Source organism: Psychrobacillus sp. (genome assembly GCF_032154225.1).
Lineage (GTDB): Bacteria > Bacillota > Bacilli > Bacillales_A > Planococcaceae > Psychrobacillus.
Genome location: NZ_JALDYF010000035.1, coordinates 1 through 15,702 on the forward strand (window position 1 = coordinate 1; position 15,702 = coordinate 15,702).

The following is a 15,702-nucleotide window of genomic DNA, read 5'->3' on the forward strand; positions in this document are numbered from 1 at the left end:
ATGGTAGTTGGGGGTTTCCCCCTGCAAGAGTAGGACGTCGCTGGGCATTGAAAAAGTCGTTACCGAGTAATCGGTAGCGGCTTTTTTGTTAACAAAAAATTACTTACTGCTAATCTGGAATCGAATGTCTTGTGATTATTTAGATAAAGAAATATTGTATAAATAACAATATATAAAAAGGGGTGCAAAGAAAATGACAACGATTTATGATTTTAGTGTAAAAAGTTCAACAAATAAAGAAATTTCTTTAAGAGAATATGAGGGAAAACCTATGATTATAGTGAATACTGCGAGTCATTGTGGATTTACTCCACAATTTACAGAGCTTCAGAAACTATATGACGAATTTAAGGAAAAGGGCTTAGTAATATTAGGATTTCCTTGCAGCCAATTTCAAAACCAAGAATTTGAAGATATTAAAAGTACGATAGAATATTGCCAAATAAACCATGGGGTCACTTTTCCGATGTTTGCAAAGATAGATGTAAAAGGGGAAAATGCCCACCCATTGTTTCAATATTTAATTTCCCAGAAAAAAGGTTTATTGTCAGATTCAATTAAATGGAACTTCACAAAGTTTTTAATTGATAAAGAGGGAAATATAATCGAAAGATATGCACCACAAACGTCTCCTACGAAAATGGAAAAAGAAATTAAGAAAATATTATAATAGAAAAGTCGGAATAATTATATTATTTTTTGATTCTTGACACTCCGAGTGGGCGCTGATAACCTTGTAATAATATTCAATTATCGAAGGAGGAAATAAGAACAATGTGGGAATCTAAATTTCAAAAAGAAGGTTTAACATTTGACGATGTTCTTTTAGTTCCAGCTAAATCAGAAGTACTACCAAAGGATGTAAATCTTTCAATTCAACTTACTCCAAAGATTAAGTTAAATATCCCAATGATTAGTGCTGGTATGGATACAGTAACTGAAGCAAAAATGGCAATAGCTATGGCTCGTCAGGGTGGATTAGGCATCATTCATAAGAACATGAGTATCGAAGAGCAAGCAGAGCAAGTAGAAACGGTTAAACGTTCTGAAAATGGAGTTATTACAGATCCTTTCTTTTTAACTCCAAGTCATCAAGTATTTGATGCAGAACATTTAATGGGGAAATACAGAATATCGGGTGTGCCGATTGTAAACAATGAAGAAGAACAAAAATTAGTTGGTATTATTACAAATCGTGATTTACGTTTTATTCAAGATTACTCATTATCTATCGATGAAGTTATGACAAAAGAAAAATTGGTTACTGCTGCGGTAGGTACAACTTTAGAAGATGCAGAGAAAATTTTACAACAGTATAAAATAGAAAAGCTACCTATAGTTGATGAGCAAGGTATTCTAAAAGGATTAATAACAATAAAGGATATTGAAAAAGTTATTGAATTCCCTAATGCTGCTAAAGACCATCATGGTCGACTATTAGTAGGTGCAGCGGTTGGTGTTACGAAAGATACAATGTTCCGCATTGAGAAGCTTGTAAAGGCACAAGTAGATGTAATTGTAATTGACACTGCCCATGGGCATTCAGAAGGCGTTATTGATACTGTTAAGAGTATCAGTGAAGCATATCCTGAATTAGAGATTATCGCTGGAAATGTAGCAACTGCTGAAGCAACTCGTGCACTTTTTGAAGCAGGAGCAGATGTTGTAAAAGTTGGTATTGGACCAGGTTCGATTTGTACAACCCGAGTAGTAGCGGGTGTAGGTGTACCTCAAATTACTGCAGTATATGATTGTGCTACAGAGGCGCGTAAAGCAGGTAAAACGATTATTGCAGACGGAGGAATTAAATACTCTGGAGATATCGTGAAGGCTCTTGCGGCAGGTGGACATGTTGTAATGCTAGGTAGTTTACTTGCGGGAACAACGGAAAGCCCTGGAGAAACAGAAATCTTCCAAGGTAGACGTTTCAAAGTATATCGTGGAATGGGTTCTATCGGAGCGATGGAAAAAGGTTCTAAAGATCGTTATTTCCAAGAAGATGCGAAAAAGTTAGTTCCTGAAGGAATCGAAGGGCGTCTTCCTTATAAAGGGCCTCTAGCTGATACAATTCATCAGTTACTGGGCGGAGTTCGTGCTGGGATGGGTTACTGTGGTACAGGTAACTTACAAGACTTACGTGAGAATTCACAGTTTATCCGAATGACTGGTGCAGGATTACGTGAAAGTCATCCACATGATGTTCAAATTACAAAAGAAGCACCAAACTACTCAATTTCTTAAGATTTACGTATAAATCGAAACTTTAGCACCCATTTGTCGTCTATATGTAGGCAAAATGGGTGTTTTTTTGTTGGAAAGTGCTAATGGATAGGAAAGTGTGATAAAATGAGCAGTGAAAAAACTTATAGTGGAGGTACAGTAGTGAAGAAAGTTTGGATGTCATCAATGATTAAGTGGCTAGTACTTCCGATGTTTCTTATTTCAGTTATAATCGGAATACCGACTGCTACAAAAGCAGAGGAAAGTTTGAATTTATATGTCGATGGAGCAATATTAATCGATGCTGACACTGGAAAAATACTTTATGAACAAAATGCAGATGCACCATTAGGCATTGCAAGTATGACTAAAATGATGACCGAGTATTTGTTATTCGAAGCAATTGAAGATGGCAAAGTGACTTGGGATCAACAGTATTCAATAACTGATTATACATACAAAATTTCTCAAGACCGTAGATTAAGTAATGTTCCACTTCGTCAAGATGGAAGTTACTCTATTCATGAGCTTTATGAAGCAATGGCTATTTACTCTGCAAACGCAGCAACAATTGCGATTGCTGAAACAATCGCAGGTGCAGCAGGTATGGCACCTACAGAAGAAAATTTTGTTAAGTTAATGAATGAAAAAGCAAAAGAAATGGGCTTAGTAGGCTATAAATTTGTCAATTCTTCAGGCTTGAACAATGAAGACCTACAAGGAATGCATCCCGCAAGTACAGGTCCTTCAGATGAAAACGTAATGCCTGCAAAATCGGTAGCACGTCTTGCCTACTTACTAATGAAAGATTATCCGGAAGTACTAGAAACAACGAAAATAGAGAAAAAAGTATTCCGCGAAGGAACTTCCGATGCAATTGGGATGTCTAACTGGAACTTTATGTTGCCAGGATTAATTTACGGATATGAAGGCGTAGATGGATTAAAAACAGGTACGACAGAATTTGCAGGACATTCATTTACTGGGACAGCAACAAGAAATGGAATGCGTGTTATTTCCGTTGTGATGAAAGCAGTAGATGCTAATGGAGTTGGCTCATATGAAGCCCGATTTGATGCAACAAAAGCATTATTTGATTATGGATTTTCACAGTTTTCTAAAGAAGAATTAGTACCAGCAGGATATGTAATTCCTGAACATGAAACAATCGAAGTAGAAAAAGGAAAAGAAAAATCTGTTGCAATTGCAACAAAAGATCCTATTTCCATGGTTATTAAAACAAATGAAAAAGAACTGTACAAGCCTACATTTACTGCGAATAAAGAAACAGTAGAAGCAGCAGTAGAAAAAGGAACAGTCGTTGGTAAAGTACATTTAGAGAAAACAGAAGGAACAGATTATGGCTACATTTTAGACCAAGCGTCGGAAGTTGATGTTGTTACAACTGAATCTGTAGAACGTTCCAGTTGGATTAGTTTAATGTTCCAAGGAATAGGAAAGTTTTTCAGCAATATATGGAGTAGTACAACTGACTTTGTTGGCGGTTTATTTTAACAGTAAAACACCGTAGCCCTTAATGGGCTTACGGTGTTTTTGTAATTTCTAATGCTTTTATTAAAGCAGTAATAGAAGAAATAAGTTCCTCTGTTTTTATCCCTCCAAAGCCTAACAGGAGTTTAGGCTCCGTAAATACGGCTAGCTTCCCCGTCATATACTCTTGAACGCCATATACACGTATGCCTGCTTTTTTTGCTTGAAGCACAAGCTCTTCTTCTGTTTTATCACTTTGAATCGTTAATAAGAGATGCATACCTGCTTGTTCACCTGAAATAGTGACAAGAGGTTCATATTGCATAATCGTTTTCGTTATGATTTCTAACTTTCGTTTATAAATTTTCCGCATTTTGTTTAAATGCTTGGCAAAAGAACCTGTTTCCATAAACGTTGCTAGTAAATGCTGATCCATACGAGGAACTGTTGCGGCATAATATGAATATTTTTGTTTATATTGCAAAATAAGAGGTTTTGGCAATACAGCATATGCAATTCGTAAAGAAGGCATTAGTGACTTTGAAAATGTACTTAAATAAATAACCCGTTGATTTTGATCGATTCCTTGTAAAGAAGGAATTGGTTTTCCGGTATATCTAAATTCACTATCATAATCGTCTTCAATAATATACCTATATTCTTTTTGATAAGCCCAGGAAAGTAACTGACTTCGACGAGATGCAGAAAGAACGGCACCGGTTGGAAACTGATGAGATGGTGTTACGTACATTGCGGTTGCATTTGTTTTCTCTAATTCCGATACAATTACACCTTCAGCATCTACGGAAATAGGCACTGACTTTTGCTGATCATCTACTAGTAAATGATGAGTGAGTGGATAACCAGGATTCTCGACTCCGTAAATAGCATCTTTGCCTAGTAGGCGGATGATTAATGGCATAATTTGCTCTGTTCCTGATCCAAGAATGATTTGTTCTGGTGTACATTTAACACCTCGGGATTGATACAAATAAGAGGCTATTTGCTGTCTTAAAGCATAATCCCCTTGTGGATCGCCAAGAAGTAAAAAATCTTTATTTGTTTCACTAATAATGTCTTTTGCAAGTTTTCTCCAAACGGTAAACGGAAATGAATCAGTATCGATTTTCCCTGGTGAAAAATCGATGAGGTAGTCCACTTCTTTTTTTTCTTCCTGCACGTTTACGTACGATTCTTGTTTAATAAGTGCTAGTTCTTCTAAGTTTTGAACAAAAAATCCTTTTCTTGCTTCAGATGAAATAAATCCTTCTGCTACTAATTGGCTGTACGCAAATTCAATCGTTGTTTGGCTGACAGCTAGATAGTCTGCTAATTTTCTTTTGGCTGGAAGTTTTGCTCCCTCTTCAATTGTTCCATTAATAATAGCTTCTTTTATTTCTGTATAAAGCTGTTCATATAAAGGCATTTTCGCTTCTTTTTCAAGCTGAAACATTAAATAGTCCATACTCATCACCATCCTGACCACTTCGTTATATATGTTTCTGATACTTTTCAAATGGTCATCTTTTATTATACTAAACTTTATAAACATATGGGGGGATAAAATAATGACAAACAATCAAATTGGAACGGATAGAGTTAAACGGGGGATGGCAGAAATGCAAAAAGGTGGCGTTATTATGGACGTTATCAATGCTGAACAAGCACGTATTGCAGAAGCGGCAGGAGCAGTTGCAGTCATGGCACTTGAGCGAGTCCCTTCTGATATTCGTGCTGCTGGCGGGGTAGCTCGTATGGCAGATCCGCGCATTATGGAGGAAGTAATGGGAGCTGTAACGATTCCGGTCATGGCAAAAGCACGTATTGGGCATATTACAGAAGCTAGAATTTTAGAAGCAATGGGTGTTGACTATATTGACGAGTCAGAAGTACTTACACCGGCGGATGAAGAGTATCACTTGCGTAAAAGTGAATTTACAATACCATTTGTATGTGGGTGCAAAGATCTAGGAGAGGCAGCTCGTCGTATTGGAGAAGGGGCTTCTATGCTTCGTACTAAAGGAGAGCCTGGAACAGGGAATATTGTAGAGGCGGTTCGTCATTTACGAAAAGTGAACGCACAGGTTCGAAAGATTGTTCATATGAATGAAGACGAACTAATGACAGAAGCGAAAATTTTAGGAGCGCCATACGATGTTTTATTACAAATTAAACATAATGGAAAATTACCGGTTGTAAATTTTGCGGCGGGTGGAGTGGCGACACCAGCAGATGCTGCGTTGATGATGGAGCTAGGAGCAGATGGAGTATTTGTTGGATCGGGAATATTCAAATCAGAAAATCCTGAGAAATTTGCACGTGCGATTGTGGAAGCGACTACACATTATCAAGATTATAAATTGCTTGTAGAAATCTCAAAAGACTTAGGAATACCAATGAAGGGGATTGAAATTTCTCGTTTAGATGTTAAAGATCGCATGCAAGATAGAGGGTGGTAAGATGGTTAAAATAGGAGTTCTAGCACTTCAAGGAGCGGTTAGTGAGCATGTTCGTTCTATTGAAGCGTGTGGAGCAGAGGCTATCGCAGTAAAAAGTAGAAGTGATTTAGCTCTAGTTGATGGACTAATTCTTCCAGGTGGGGAAAGTACAACAATGAGAAAACTAATAGATCGCTTTGACATGCTTGTACATTTACAACAGTTTGCAGCCAAAGGAAAACCGATGTTTGGAACTTGTGCAGGTTTAATATTGCTTGCAAACAAATTGGTTGGGTATGAGTTTGCACATATTGCTGCACTGGATGCGACTGTAGAGAGAAACTCTTTTGGGCGCCAGGTAGACAGCTTCGAAACAACTATAGAAATAAAAAATGTAGCTGTCGACTTTCCAGCAGTTTTTATACGTGCTCCTCATATTGTTGAAGTTGGAGACAATGTGGAGGTACTTGCTAGTCATGGAGGACGAATTGTCATAGCAAGGCAAGAAAATATTCTTGGATGCTCTTTTCATCCAGAATTGACGGACGATCATCAAATTACTGCATATTTTATGGAAATGGTTAAGGAATCACTTGCTAAAAAAGCAAACGTATAGTAAAGTATGAGTAATTTCATGATCTAAAAACGATGATAGGAAGCAGTAACAAGCACGTTTTTTTTAGAGAGTCAGCGGTTGGTGGAAGCTGATAAAAACACTTGTGAATCCGTCCTTTGAGTTGCACGATTGAATATATAGTAAGTCGTGGCCGGTTGAAAAGCCGTTATTAAACAAGAGTGGGCTTAGCATATTGTTAAGTCAATCAGGGTGGCAACGCGGGTATGCTCTCGTCCCTTTTATTTGGGATGAGGGCTTTTTTTGTCGTTTTTTATTAAATTTAAGGAGGAATTACAGATGTTAGATGTAAAATTTGTTCGAGATAATTATGAAACAGTGAAAGCAAAGCTGGCAAAACGAGGTGAAGATATTTCTGAGTTAGATCAGTTTGAGCCATTAGATTTAAAACGTAGAGAATTAATAGCGAAAACAGAAGTTCTTAAAGCAGAAAGAAATGAGTTTTCTCAAAAAATTTCTGAAATGAAAAGAAATAAAGAAAATGCAGATGATATTATTGTTCGTATGCGCGAAGTTGGCGATCAAATTAAAGCTTTAGATGATGAGTTACGTGGTGTAGAAGAAAAGTTTGAATATATGATGTTACGTATTCCTAATATTCCACACGATACTGTTCCAGTCGGGGATTCTGAAGATGATAACGTAGAGATTCGTAAATGGGGAGAGGTTCCTTCATTCAATTTCGAAACAAAAGCGCATTGGGACATTGCTACGGACTTAAAAATAGTAGATTTTGAACGTGCTGCAAAAGTTACTGGTAGTCGTTTTGCTTTCTATCTTGGTCTAGGCGCAAGATTGGAGCGTTCATTGTTAAACTTCATGATGGACTTGCACTCTGAAGAGCATGGCTATAGAGAAATGTTAACACCATATTTGGCTAATAGAGCAAGTTTAACTGGTACTGGTCAACTTCCGAAGTTTGAGGAAGATGCATTTTTAATTGAGAAAGAAGATTATTTTTTAATTCCTACTGCTGAAGTACCGGTAACGAATTTTTATCGTGATGAGATTTTAGCTGGAGATCAACTTCCGCAAGCATTTACTGCTTATAGCGCTAGCTTCCGCTCAGAGGCTGGATCTGCTGGTCGTGATACCCGTGGGCTTATTCGTCAGCATCAATTTAACAAAGTAGAGTTAGTTCGTTTTGTTAAGCCAGAAGAGTCTTACGAGCAATTAGAATTATTGACAGGGCATGCTGAAAAAGTACTCCAATTACTTGGTTTACCATACCGTGTGCTTCATATGTGTACAGCTGATTTAGGATTTACTGCTGCGAAAAAGTATGATTTGGAAGTTTGGTTACCAAGTTACGGGGAATATAAAGAAATTTCTTCTTGCAGTAATTTTGAAGATTTCCAAGCCCGTCGTGCAGGCATTCGCTTTAGAAGAGAAGCAGGTGGAAAACCGGAGTATGTGCATACATTGAACGGAAGTGGACTTGCGATAGGTCGTACTGTAGCTGCTATTTTAGAAAATTATCAGCAAGCAGATGGTACTGTTATCGTGCCGGAAGTTTTAGTTCCATATATGGGTGGAAAAACGGTTATCAAATAATAGGGAAGAACTAGAAACGCTCATTATTGGCGTTTCTGGTTCTTTTTTTGTTCACGGAGATGTCGAAAAAATTGGGTGAGTAGGTTTCCACAGGTTTCAGCTAAAACACCTTCTGTTACTTCACACACATGATTGAATCTATTGTCATTCAATAAACGATATAAAGAATCAACGCAGCCAGCTTTCACATCTCTTGCACCATAAACAACTCGGGGTATGCGAGATTGTAAGATAGCTCCTGCGCACATAGGGCAAGGCTCTAATGTTACATATAGCGTTGTTTCTTCTAATCTCCAGCTACCTATTTTTTTGCAAGCTTCTTGAATAGCAAGTAGTTCTGCATGGGTTGTTGCATTTTGTGTTGTTTCCCTTAAGTTATAAGCACCTGCAATTACTTCACCTTTATATACAATAATGGCACCAATCGGAACTTCTCCAATGGCAGCAGCTTTTTTTGCTTCTTCTATAGCTAAGTTCATATAGTGTTCATCCAATTAGATTCAGCTCCTTTTGACTAGTGTAGCATGTTTTATTTCCCTCATGCATATTGTATTTTAAGGGAGTGATCGATTGATTTATGTGGTGAAAACGGGAGATAGTTTATATGCGATAGCGAAGCATTTCAGTACAAATGTAGCAACGCTTGTTTCTATAAATGAAATCCCAGATCCAGATGTGTTAGTTATAGGTCAAGCACTTGTTTTACCATCTACCCCAAGCCCCGATAGACCGATGATTGAAACTAATTTATTTGTGGAGTGGTATACAGATATTCCATCGCAAACTGTCGTTGATCAAGTAGAAAAAAATGCGGCCCAATTAACTTATATGATGCCTTTTGCCTTTGAAGTGACAAGAGACGGTTCATTGACTCCGATGAACTGGGGGAAATTGCCGGAAGTTGCAAAAACACATCAGGTAGAAACAGTTATTGTGCTTGTAAATCTTGAAGATGGTGCATTCAGCGATACGTTAGCTCATACGATTTTTACCGATGCAGAAGTGAAACAAAGAGTATTTAAACAAGCTGTAGATGAGGCAAATAAAAGAGGAACGAAGCATATTCATACTGACTTCGAATATATTGCAAAAGAAGATAGAGAAAACTATGTAACCTTTTTAAAAGAGTTTAAAGAGTACACTGATGGATTTATATTTTCCGCATCGCTTGCACCGAAAACAAGTGCCAATCAACCAGGGAAATGGTATGAGGGATTTGACTATAAAGCGATTGGTGAGGTAGTGGACTTTGTCATTATTATGACGTATGAATGGGGCTATAGTGGAGGCCCTCCAATGGCTGTATCTCCTATTGGTCCAGTTCGAAAAGTACTTGAATATGCTAAAACAGAGATTGATCCAGGCAAAATACTGATGGGGCAAAATTTATACGGTTATGATTGGACATTACCCTATAAACAAGGGAATTCATTTGCCAAGGCAGTAAGTCCCCAGCAAGCGATCCAAATAGCAAAGGGGCGTAATGCGGCAATAGAGTATGATCCAATTGCACAAGCTCCTTATTTCAATTATTGGCTTGATGGGAAGGAGCATGAAGTATGGTTTGAAGATGCAAGATCGATTCAAGCAAAGTTTAAGTTACTAAAGGAATTAAAGCTACGAGGGATATCTTATTGGCATAGCGGGTTCTCATTTCCGCAAAACTGGTATCTTCTTCAAGAGATGTTTCGTGTCAAGAAAAAATAGAGTGAATCTGCCTTTCTCTAACGGAAGGCAGATTTGCTCTATTTTTCATTATATGCCTGTGATAAAATAAGGGCTACGACTTCAAATAATAGAGTGAGGTAAACTTGTATGTCTATTCCATTTATAACAGTAGAGGGTCCAATAGGGGTTGGAAAAACTTCATTAGCCAAAGTAATTGCTGATACTTATCAATTTGAAGTGCTAAAAGAGATTGTAGATGAAAACCCTTTTTTAGATAAATTTTATGAAAATATTGCGGAGTGGAGCTTTCAAACCGAAATGTTTTTCCTTTGTAATCGATATAAACAATTAAGTGATATGAAAAGAAAGTATTTATCAAAAGAAACAGCGGTAGTAGCAGATTATCATATTTTCAAAAACTTGATTTTTGCAAAGCGCACGCTGAATGAAACTGAATATAAAAAGTATGAAGCAGTATATCAAATACTGACACAAGATATGCCTGTTCCAAATATGGTCATTTATTTGGATGCAAGTTTAGATGTGTTGATGAATCGTATAGATATGAGGGGAAGAGATTTTGAAAAGAAAATGGACCCAGAATATTTAAAGCAGTTATCGGAAGACTACCGTATGTTTATCGATGATTTTGAAAAAAAACACCCAGAAGTACCGGTTTTACGATTTAGCGGAGATGAAATAGATTTTGTTCAAAATGGACAAGACTTACAAATAATTTTAGAAAAAGTAGATGCAACATTGCATAGAAGGAGTTTTTAAGTATGAATTTAAGAGAAAAGTATGGCATTCCTCCTAATGCGGTTATAACAATTGCTGGAACTGTCGGAGTAGGGAAATCTACGATGACGAAGGCACTTGCGGAAGCTCTTCAATTTAATACGTCTTTTGAAAAGGTAGATTCTAATCCATATTTAGATCGTTTCTATGAAGATTTTTCTAAATGGAGCTTTCATTTACAAATTTACTTTTTAGCAGAGCGTTTTAAAGAGCAAAAAAGAATGTTTGAATACGGTGGAGGTTTTATTCAAGATCGTTCGATTTATGAAGATACAGGTATATTCGCTCAAATGCATAAAGAAAAAGGCACAATGGATCCAGTCGATCATGAAACGTATACAAGCTTATTCGAAGCAATGGTCATGACACCATATTTCCCGCATCCTAATTTGCTCATCTATTTAGAAGGAACGCTCGACGATATTATAGATCGGATTCATGATAGAGGCCGCCCAATGGAGCAGCAAACACCAATTTCTTATTGGGAAGAAATGCATGGACGTTATGAAAAATGGATTTATGGGTTTACTGGATGCCCGGTATTACGCTTGAATATTAATGACTATGATCTTATAGAAAACCCGGACGGCATAGAGAAAATCATTGAGGAAATTGGTCGGTCTATAGTGCAGACAGCCATACAACGTAATTAGTAAAAACCCTCCTACTTATTAAAAGTGGGAGGGTTTTTGGCAATAAAAAAAGAAGAGAACTGTAATAGTTACCTTCATAATATTCTGACGATAGCAGTTAAAGAAAAATTCGTTACCAGTGCAACGAATTCAATCTCACATTTATGCGTGTGTGTATTTAAAATGGAGGAGGAAGAGGGATTCGAACCCCCGCGCGGTATGACCCGCCTGTCGGTTTTCAAGACCGATCCCTTCAGCCGAACTTGGGTATTCCTCCGAAGTACAAGAATTAATTTATCATAGATAGAGAATGAAGTCAACACATTTATAAAAGTTTAGCGTGTGAAAAAGAAAAATTACACATTTGTTGATTTTTATGAATAAAATGCGTATACTAATTTATGCCGTGCTAGGTGGGAAGGTAGCGGTGTCTTGTAACTCGCAATCCGCTCTAGCGAGACTGAACTCCTTCTCTGAGGTTGAATACATGTAGGGTCTGGTATTTGCACGTGATGTTGACGTTTGGGTCCTGCGCAATGAGTGCCCATGAACCATGTCAGGTCCGGAAGGAAGCAGCATTAAGTGGTGCTTCTCATGTGCCGCGGGGCAGCCTAAGCAGAGTTAACGACAAGGGTGCCGCTTATGTGTTTCAAGCGAAGGAAGGTGCACGGCATTAATGTTAAATAGTAAACTCATTTGTCTTTTGGACGAATGGGTTTTTCTTTTGTTATAGAGAAAGTTAGATTTTATAAATAGGTGAAGTAAAGCATCTTTATGTTATAATAAAGTCATTAATCATAAATGAATTTACATCATTTTTTGCCAATCAAATACACTACAAAGGCAATGGTGATTTAATTTTAACGAGAGAGGGAGGGAACTTGTTGTCGTATCAAGCTTTTTACCGCGCGTATAGACCGCAATCGTTTGCGGAAATGTCAGGTCAAACACATATTAAACAAACCCTTCAAAATGCCCTCCTGTACAACAAAACTACACACGCGTATTTATTTTCAGGTCCCAGAGGAACAGGAAAAACGAGTGCCGCAAAAATATTTGCAAAAGCGTTAAACTGTGAAAATGGGCCGACAAAAGAACCGTGTAATACATGCGAAACATGTAAAAGTATTACAGAAGGTTCTAATACAGATGTGATTGAATTTGATGCGGCTTCCAATTCTCGTGTAGAAGAAATGCGAGACATTATTGAAAAGGTTCGATTTGCGCCATCAAATGCTCGATATAAAGTGTATATTATTGATGAGGTGCATATGTTGTCGACTAGTGCTTTTAATGCTTTATTAAAAACACTAGAAGAACCACCGTCTCATGTGGTATTCATCTTAGCAACAACAGAACCACATAAAATTCCGTTAACGATTATTTCTAGGTGCCAGCGATTTGACTTCAAACGAATAACGTCAATAGATATCGTTTTACGAATGAAAGAAGTTTTAACGGATGTTGGGATAGAATACGACGAAAATGTACTGAAAATTATTGCACAAGCAGCAGCGGGTGGTATGCGTGATGCATTAAGTATGCTTGATCAAGTTGTGTCGTTTAGCGGAGAAAAAATGACGTTAGATGATGCGCTGCTAGTAACAGGTTCAATTGGTCAGGATGTTTTCTATCGATTAGCGGATGCATTAATCCAGAAGGATGTAGCAAGTGCTTTAACTTGTGTGGAGCAGTTAGTTGAAGATGGGAAAGATCCGGTTCGTTTAACAGAGGATTTTATTACATTTTACCGCGATTTACTTGTTTTAATCGTAGCACCTGAGCAAATAGAATTACTTGAAATAGCAACAGGAGATGAGGCGTTTCGAGAGTTAGCTTCCAAGTTCCCTGTAGATACGTTGTATAAAAGTATTACTATTTTGACGAATACGCAACAAGAAATGCGTTTTTCGAATCACGCTAAGGTTTACTTGGAGACTGCAATCATCCGTTTGGCGCAGGTGCCGAGAGAAGCAATTGTGACGAATGAGAGTAATTCAGAACTGGAACAAAAAGTTATGATGCTTGAAAATCAATTACAGCAGTTGCAGCAGCAAATTAGTCAAGGAATTATTCCGCAGGTAAACGGCGCTGTTCAGGAACAGTCAAAACGTCAAAGAACGAGATCGCAGAGCGGTGTGAAAGTATCGAGTGGTCGTATTCATGAAATACTGAAAACAGCAACAAAGTCAGATATCCAAGCGATAAAATCCCAGTGGGCAAGCATTTTACAGCAGCTACAAAAATCGCATTCAGCACTTTTGAATGATGCAGAGCCAGTTGCAGCATCTTCAAGTGCATTTGTGTTAAAATTCAAATATGATATACATTGCCAAATGGCTATTGAGAATAAAACATTTTCTTCCTCTTTTCCGCAGTTAATTGCTAATTTAACAGGGACGATGTATGAAGTTTTATATGTTCCAGAGGAAAGTTGGTTGAAAATCCGAGAAGATTTTATTCAACAAAATGGCTTGAAGCAAGGAAACACAGAAGCTACTGAAGGAAGTTCTTTAGAGCAGAGTGAAGCAATTGAGCTTCTGCAAGGGGTAGAAGAGGTTTCGGAAGATCCATTAATTGTAGAAGCTGAAAAGTTATTTGGAAAAGAATTTGTAGAAGTACATGATGACTAAGGAGGAAAAAGATTATGCGTGGAATGGGTAATATGCAAGGTATGATGAAACAAATGCAAAAAATGCAAAAGCAAATGGCAGAAGCACAAGAGGAACTAGGAAACCAACGTTTTGAAGCTGTAGCTGGCGGTGGAATGGTGAAGGTAGTTGTTTCTGGACATAAAGAAGTATTAGAAGTAGAAATCGACCCATCTGTAATGGATCCGGAAGATGTAGAAATGCTTCAAGATTTAATTGTCATTGCAACTAATGATGCTATTAAAAAGGCTGAAGAAACATCGAACTCAACAATGGGTCAATTCACGAAAGGGTTGAACCTTCCTGGTATGTAATAGGAGGAAAAAATATGCATTATCCTGAACCAATATCGAAACTAATTGATAGTTTTATGAAATTGCCAGGAATCGGGCCGAAAACAGCGGCTCGACTGGCTTTTTTTGTTTTAACAATGAAAGAAGATACAGTGTTGGACTTTGCAAAAGCGTTAGTGGATGCTAAAAGAAACTTAACGTATTGTTCGGTTTGTGGGCATATAACAGACATTGATCCATGCCATATCTGTCAAGATACGCAGCGGGACCTATCTATGATATGTGTTGTTCAAGATACTAAAGATGTAATTGCAATGGAGAAAATGAGAGACTATAACGGTTTATATCATGTTCTGCATGGTGCAATTTCACCGATGGATGGGATAGGACCGGAAGATATTAATGTACCTACTTTATTGAAAAGATTACAAGATACTCAAATAGAGGAGTTAATACTTGCAACTAACCCTACAATAGAAGGAGAAGCTACAGCAATGTATATTTCCCGTTTAGTCAAACCTTCTGGTATTAAGACAACAAGAATCGCACATGGTTTACCAGTGGGTGGAGATTTAGAATATGCAGATGAAGTAACTCTATCGAAAGCATTAGAGGGTCGTCGTGAGTTGTAAGGGAGATGTTGTTGAAGATGTTTTTTCAAAAAGATAAGTTAAAGAAAGAATTTGATCAACAGTTTGTAAACCTTATAAAGTCGACAAAGGAAGATTGGCATCAAACACAATTAATAGAAGATTATTTAAATGACTATGATTTAGATGTGGTTGCGAAAAGAAAAGTTGCCGAGAGTATTCATTTCTTTTTATATAAAGAAGCAAAAATCCGTAATGTTATTTTAAAGTAAGCATGTTAGTAGTACTAGCTTCATATAGTAAGAGATAGTGATTTTATGAAGGGAGAAGGATTTCATGAAGTTAGTTATCATTGTATGTTCGCTAGTACTGCTGCTGTTGCTTTTTGTATTAAGAAAACCATTATCAGAAGTTATGGAAGGATTATCATTTTTTCTATTTAGAATAGGATTTGCGGTTTTTTTATTGTTTGGAGTGCATTTACTTTTAGGAATGTTTGGTTTTGTAGTTCCTATTAATTTGTTCACAGGTGCTGTAGTAGCGGTGTTGGGAGTGCCCGGAGTAGCATCCGTAATAGCTATTTCTATATTAATATAGATTTTTTATAAAAAGTGTTGACTTATGATAATCAAGAGAGTAATATTGTAGAAGTCGCCAAGAGATAAACAAAAAGGCAGACAACATGAACATTGAAAACTGAACATGCAAAACGTTAAGAAATATAGTTAGAAAG

At 37.3% G+C, this 15,702-nt stretch carries 16 protein-coding genes, 1 tRNA gene, 1 other RNA gene and 1 other annotated feature; of the genes, 15 read left to right on the top strand and 3 right to left on the bottom strand.

Features of this window, described 5'->3' with window-relative positions:
• The first annotated feature begins 193 nt into the window (after positions 1-193).
• From RUH95_RS21160 to RUH95_RS21170, 3 genes are all read left to right on the top strand, one after another.
• Positions 194-670 carry a glutathione peroxidase gene (locus tag RUH95_RS21160; RefSeq protein WP_313894886.1) on the top strand — a complete coding sequence of 159 codons (477 nt, stop codon included), beginning with the start codon at positions 194-196 and terminating at the stop codon, positions 668-670.
• Between the two features lie 104 nt (positions 671-774).
• Complete coding sequence (gene guaB, locus RUH95_RS21165; RefSeq protein ID WP_313894887.1) at positions 775-2,241, top strand: IMP dehydrogenase; 1,467 nt, start codon at positions 775-777, stop codon at positions 2,239-2,241.
• A gap of 141 nt (positions 2,242-2,382) precedes the next feature.
• Positions 2,383-3,735, top strand: a complete 1,353-nt coding sequence (locus RUH95_RS21170; RefSeq protein ID WP_397469533.1) for a serine hydrolase — start codon at positions 2,383-2,385, stop codon at positions 3,733-3,735.
• A 28-nt stretch (positions 3,736-3,763) separates the two neighbouring features.
• Here the strand turns inward: RUH95_RS21170 and pdxR are convergent, their stop codons facing one another.
• On the bottom strand, positions 3,764-5,176 hold the full coding sequence (gene pdxR / locus RUH95_RS21175) for a MocR-like pyridoxine biosynthesis transcription factor PdxR (RefSeq protein ID WP_313894888.1): 1,413 nt from the start codon (positions 5,174-5,176) through the stop codon (positions 3,764-3,766).
• 103 nt (positions 5,177-5,279) lie between these two features.
• Between pdxR and pdxS the strand changes: the two genes are divergently transcribed.
• The 3 genes from pdxS (at position 5,280) to serS (ending at position 8,337) form a co-directional block, all read left to right on the top strand.
• Positions 5,280-6,170, top strand: a complete 891-nt coding sequence (pdxS, locus tag RUH95_RS21180) for a pyridoxal 5'-phosphate synthase lyase subunit PdxS (protein ID WP_313894889.1) — start codon at positions 5,280-5,282, stop codon at positions 6,168-6,170.
• 1 nt (position 6,171) lies between these two features.
• The gene (pdxT, locus tag RUH95_RS21185; RefSeq protein ID WP_313894890.1) at positions 6,172-6,765 is read left to right on the top strand and encodes a pyridoxal 5'-phosphate synthase glutaminase subunit PdxT; all 594 of its coding nucleotides are present in this window, start codon (positions 6,172-6,174) and stop codon (positions 6,763-6,765) included.
• 23 nt (positions 6,766-6,788) lie between these two features.
• Positions 6,789-7,006, top strand: a binding site (T-box leader).
• 56 nt (positions 7,007-7,062) lie between these two features.
• The gene (gene serS / locus RUH95_RS21190) at positions 7,063-8,337 is read left to right on the top strand and encodes a serine--tRNA ligase (protein ID WP_313894891.1); all 1,275 of its coding nucleotides are present in this window, start codon (positions 7,063-7,065) and stop codon (positions 8,335-8,337) included.
• Positions 8,338-8,360: 23 nt separating this feature from the next.
• Here serS and tadA read toward each other — a convergent pair whose 3' ends face one another.
• Positions 8,361-8,816 (bottom strand): tRNA adenosine(34) deaminase TadA, encoded by a 456-nt coding sequence (gene tadA, locus RUH95_RS21195; RefSeq protein WP_313894900.1) that lies wholly within the window; start codon positions 8,814-8,816, stop codon positions 8,361-8,363.
• Positions 8,817-8,916: 100 nt separating this feature from the next.
• Between tadA and RUH95_RS21200 the strand changes: the two genes are divergently transcribed.
• The 3 genes from RUH95_RS21200 to RUH95_RS21210 all read left to right on the top strand — a co-directional run bounded on the left by RUH95_RS21200 (position 8,917) and on the right by RUH95_RS21210 (position 11,456).
• Positions 8,917-10,044, top strand: coding sequence for a glycosyl hydrolase family 18 protein (locus tag RUH95_RS21200; RefSeq protein ID WP_397469534.1), 1,128 nt, complete (start codon positions 8,917-8,919; stop codon positions 10,042-10,044).
• Between the two features lie 108 nt (positions 10,045-10,152).
• Positions 10,153-10,785: a deoxynucleoside kinase gene (locus tag RUH95_RS21205; RefSeq protein WP_313894893.1), complete on the top strand. Its 633-nt coding sequence runs from the start codon at positions 10,153-10,155 to the stop codon at positions 10,783-10,785.
• Between the two features lie 2 nt (positions 10,786-10,787).
• On the top strand, positions 10,788-11,456 hold the full coding sequence (locus tag RUH95_RS21210; RefSeq protein ID WP_313894894.1) for a deoxynucleoside kinase: 669 nt from the start codon (positions 10,788-10,790) through the stop codon (positions 11,454-11,456).
• A gap of 163 nt (positions 11,457-11,619) precedes the next feature.
• Here the strand turns inward: RUH95_RS21210 and RUH95_RS21215 are convergent.
• Positions 11,620-11,712: transfer RNA gene (locus RUH95_RS21215), tRNA-Ser, on the bottom strand.
• Between the two features lie 127 nt (positions 11,713-11,839).
• On the opposite strand from RUH95_RS21215, the gene ffs reads away from it, so the two are divergent.
• From ffs to RUH95_RS21245, 6 genes are all read left to right on the top strand, one after another.
• An RNA gene (gene ffs, locus RUH95_RS21220) (signal recognition particle sRNA large type) lies at positions 11,840-12,106 on the top strand.
• A gap of 213 nt (positions 12,107-12,319) precedes the next feature.
• Complete coding sequence (gene dnaX, locus RUH95_RS21225) at positions 12,320-14,068, top strand: DNA polymerase III subunit gamma/tau (protein ID WP_313894895.1); 1,749 nt, start codon at positions 12,320-12,322, stop codon at positions 14,066-14,068.
• Positions 14,069-14,082: 14 nt separating this feature from the next.
• Complete coding sequence (locus tag RUH95_RS21230) at positions 14,083-14,400, top strand: YbaB/EbfC family nucleoid-associated protein (protein ID WP_313894896.1); 318 nt, start codon at positions 14,083-14,085, stop codon at positions 14,398-14,400.
• Between the two features lie 14 nt (positions 14,401-14,414).
• The gene (recR, locus tag RUH95_RS21235) at positions 14,415-15,011 is read left to right on the top strand and encodes a recombination mediator RecR (RefSeq protein WP_313894897.1); all 597 of its coding nucleotides are present in this window, start codon (positions 14,415-14,417) and stop codon (positions 15,009-15,011) included.
• Between the two features lie 17 nt (positions 15,012-15,028).
• Positions 15,029-15,241, top strand: a complete 213-nt coding sequence (locus RUH95_RS21240) for a YaaL family protein (RefSeq protein ID WP_313894901.1) — start codon at positions 15,029-15,031, stop codon at positions 15,239-15,241.
• Between the two features lie 64 nt (positions 15,242-15,305).
• Entirely contained in the window at positions 15,306-15,566 is a 261-nt protein-coding gene (locus RUH95_RS21245) for a pro-sigmaK processing inhibitor BofA family protein (RefSeq protein WP_313894898.1), read from the top strand.
• Positions 15,567-15,702 lie beyond the last annotated feature (136 nt).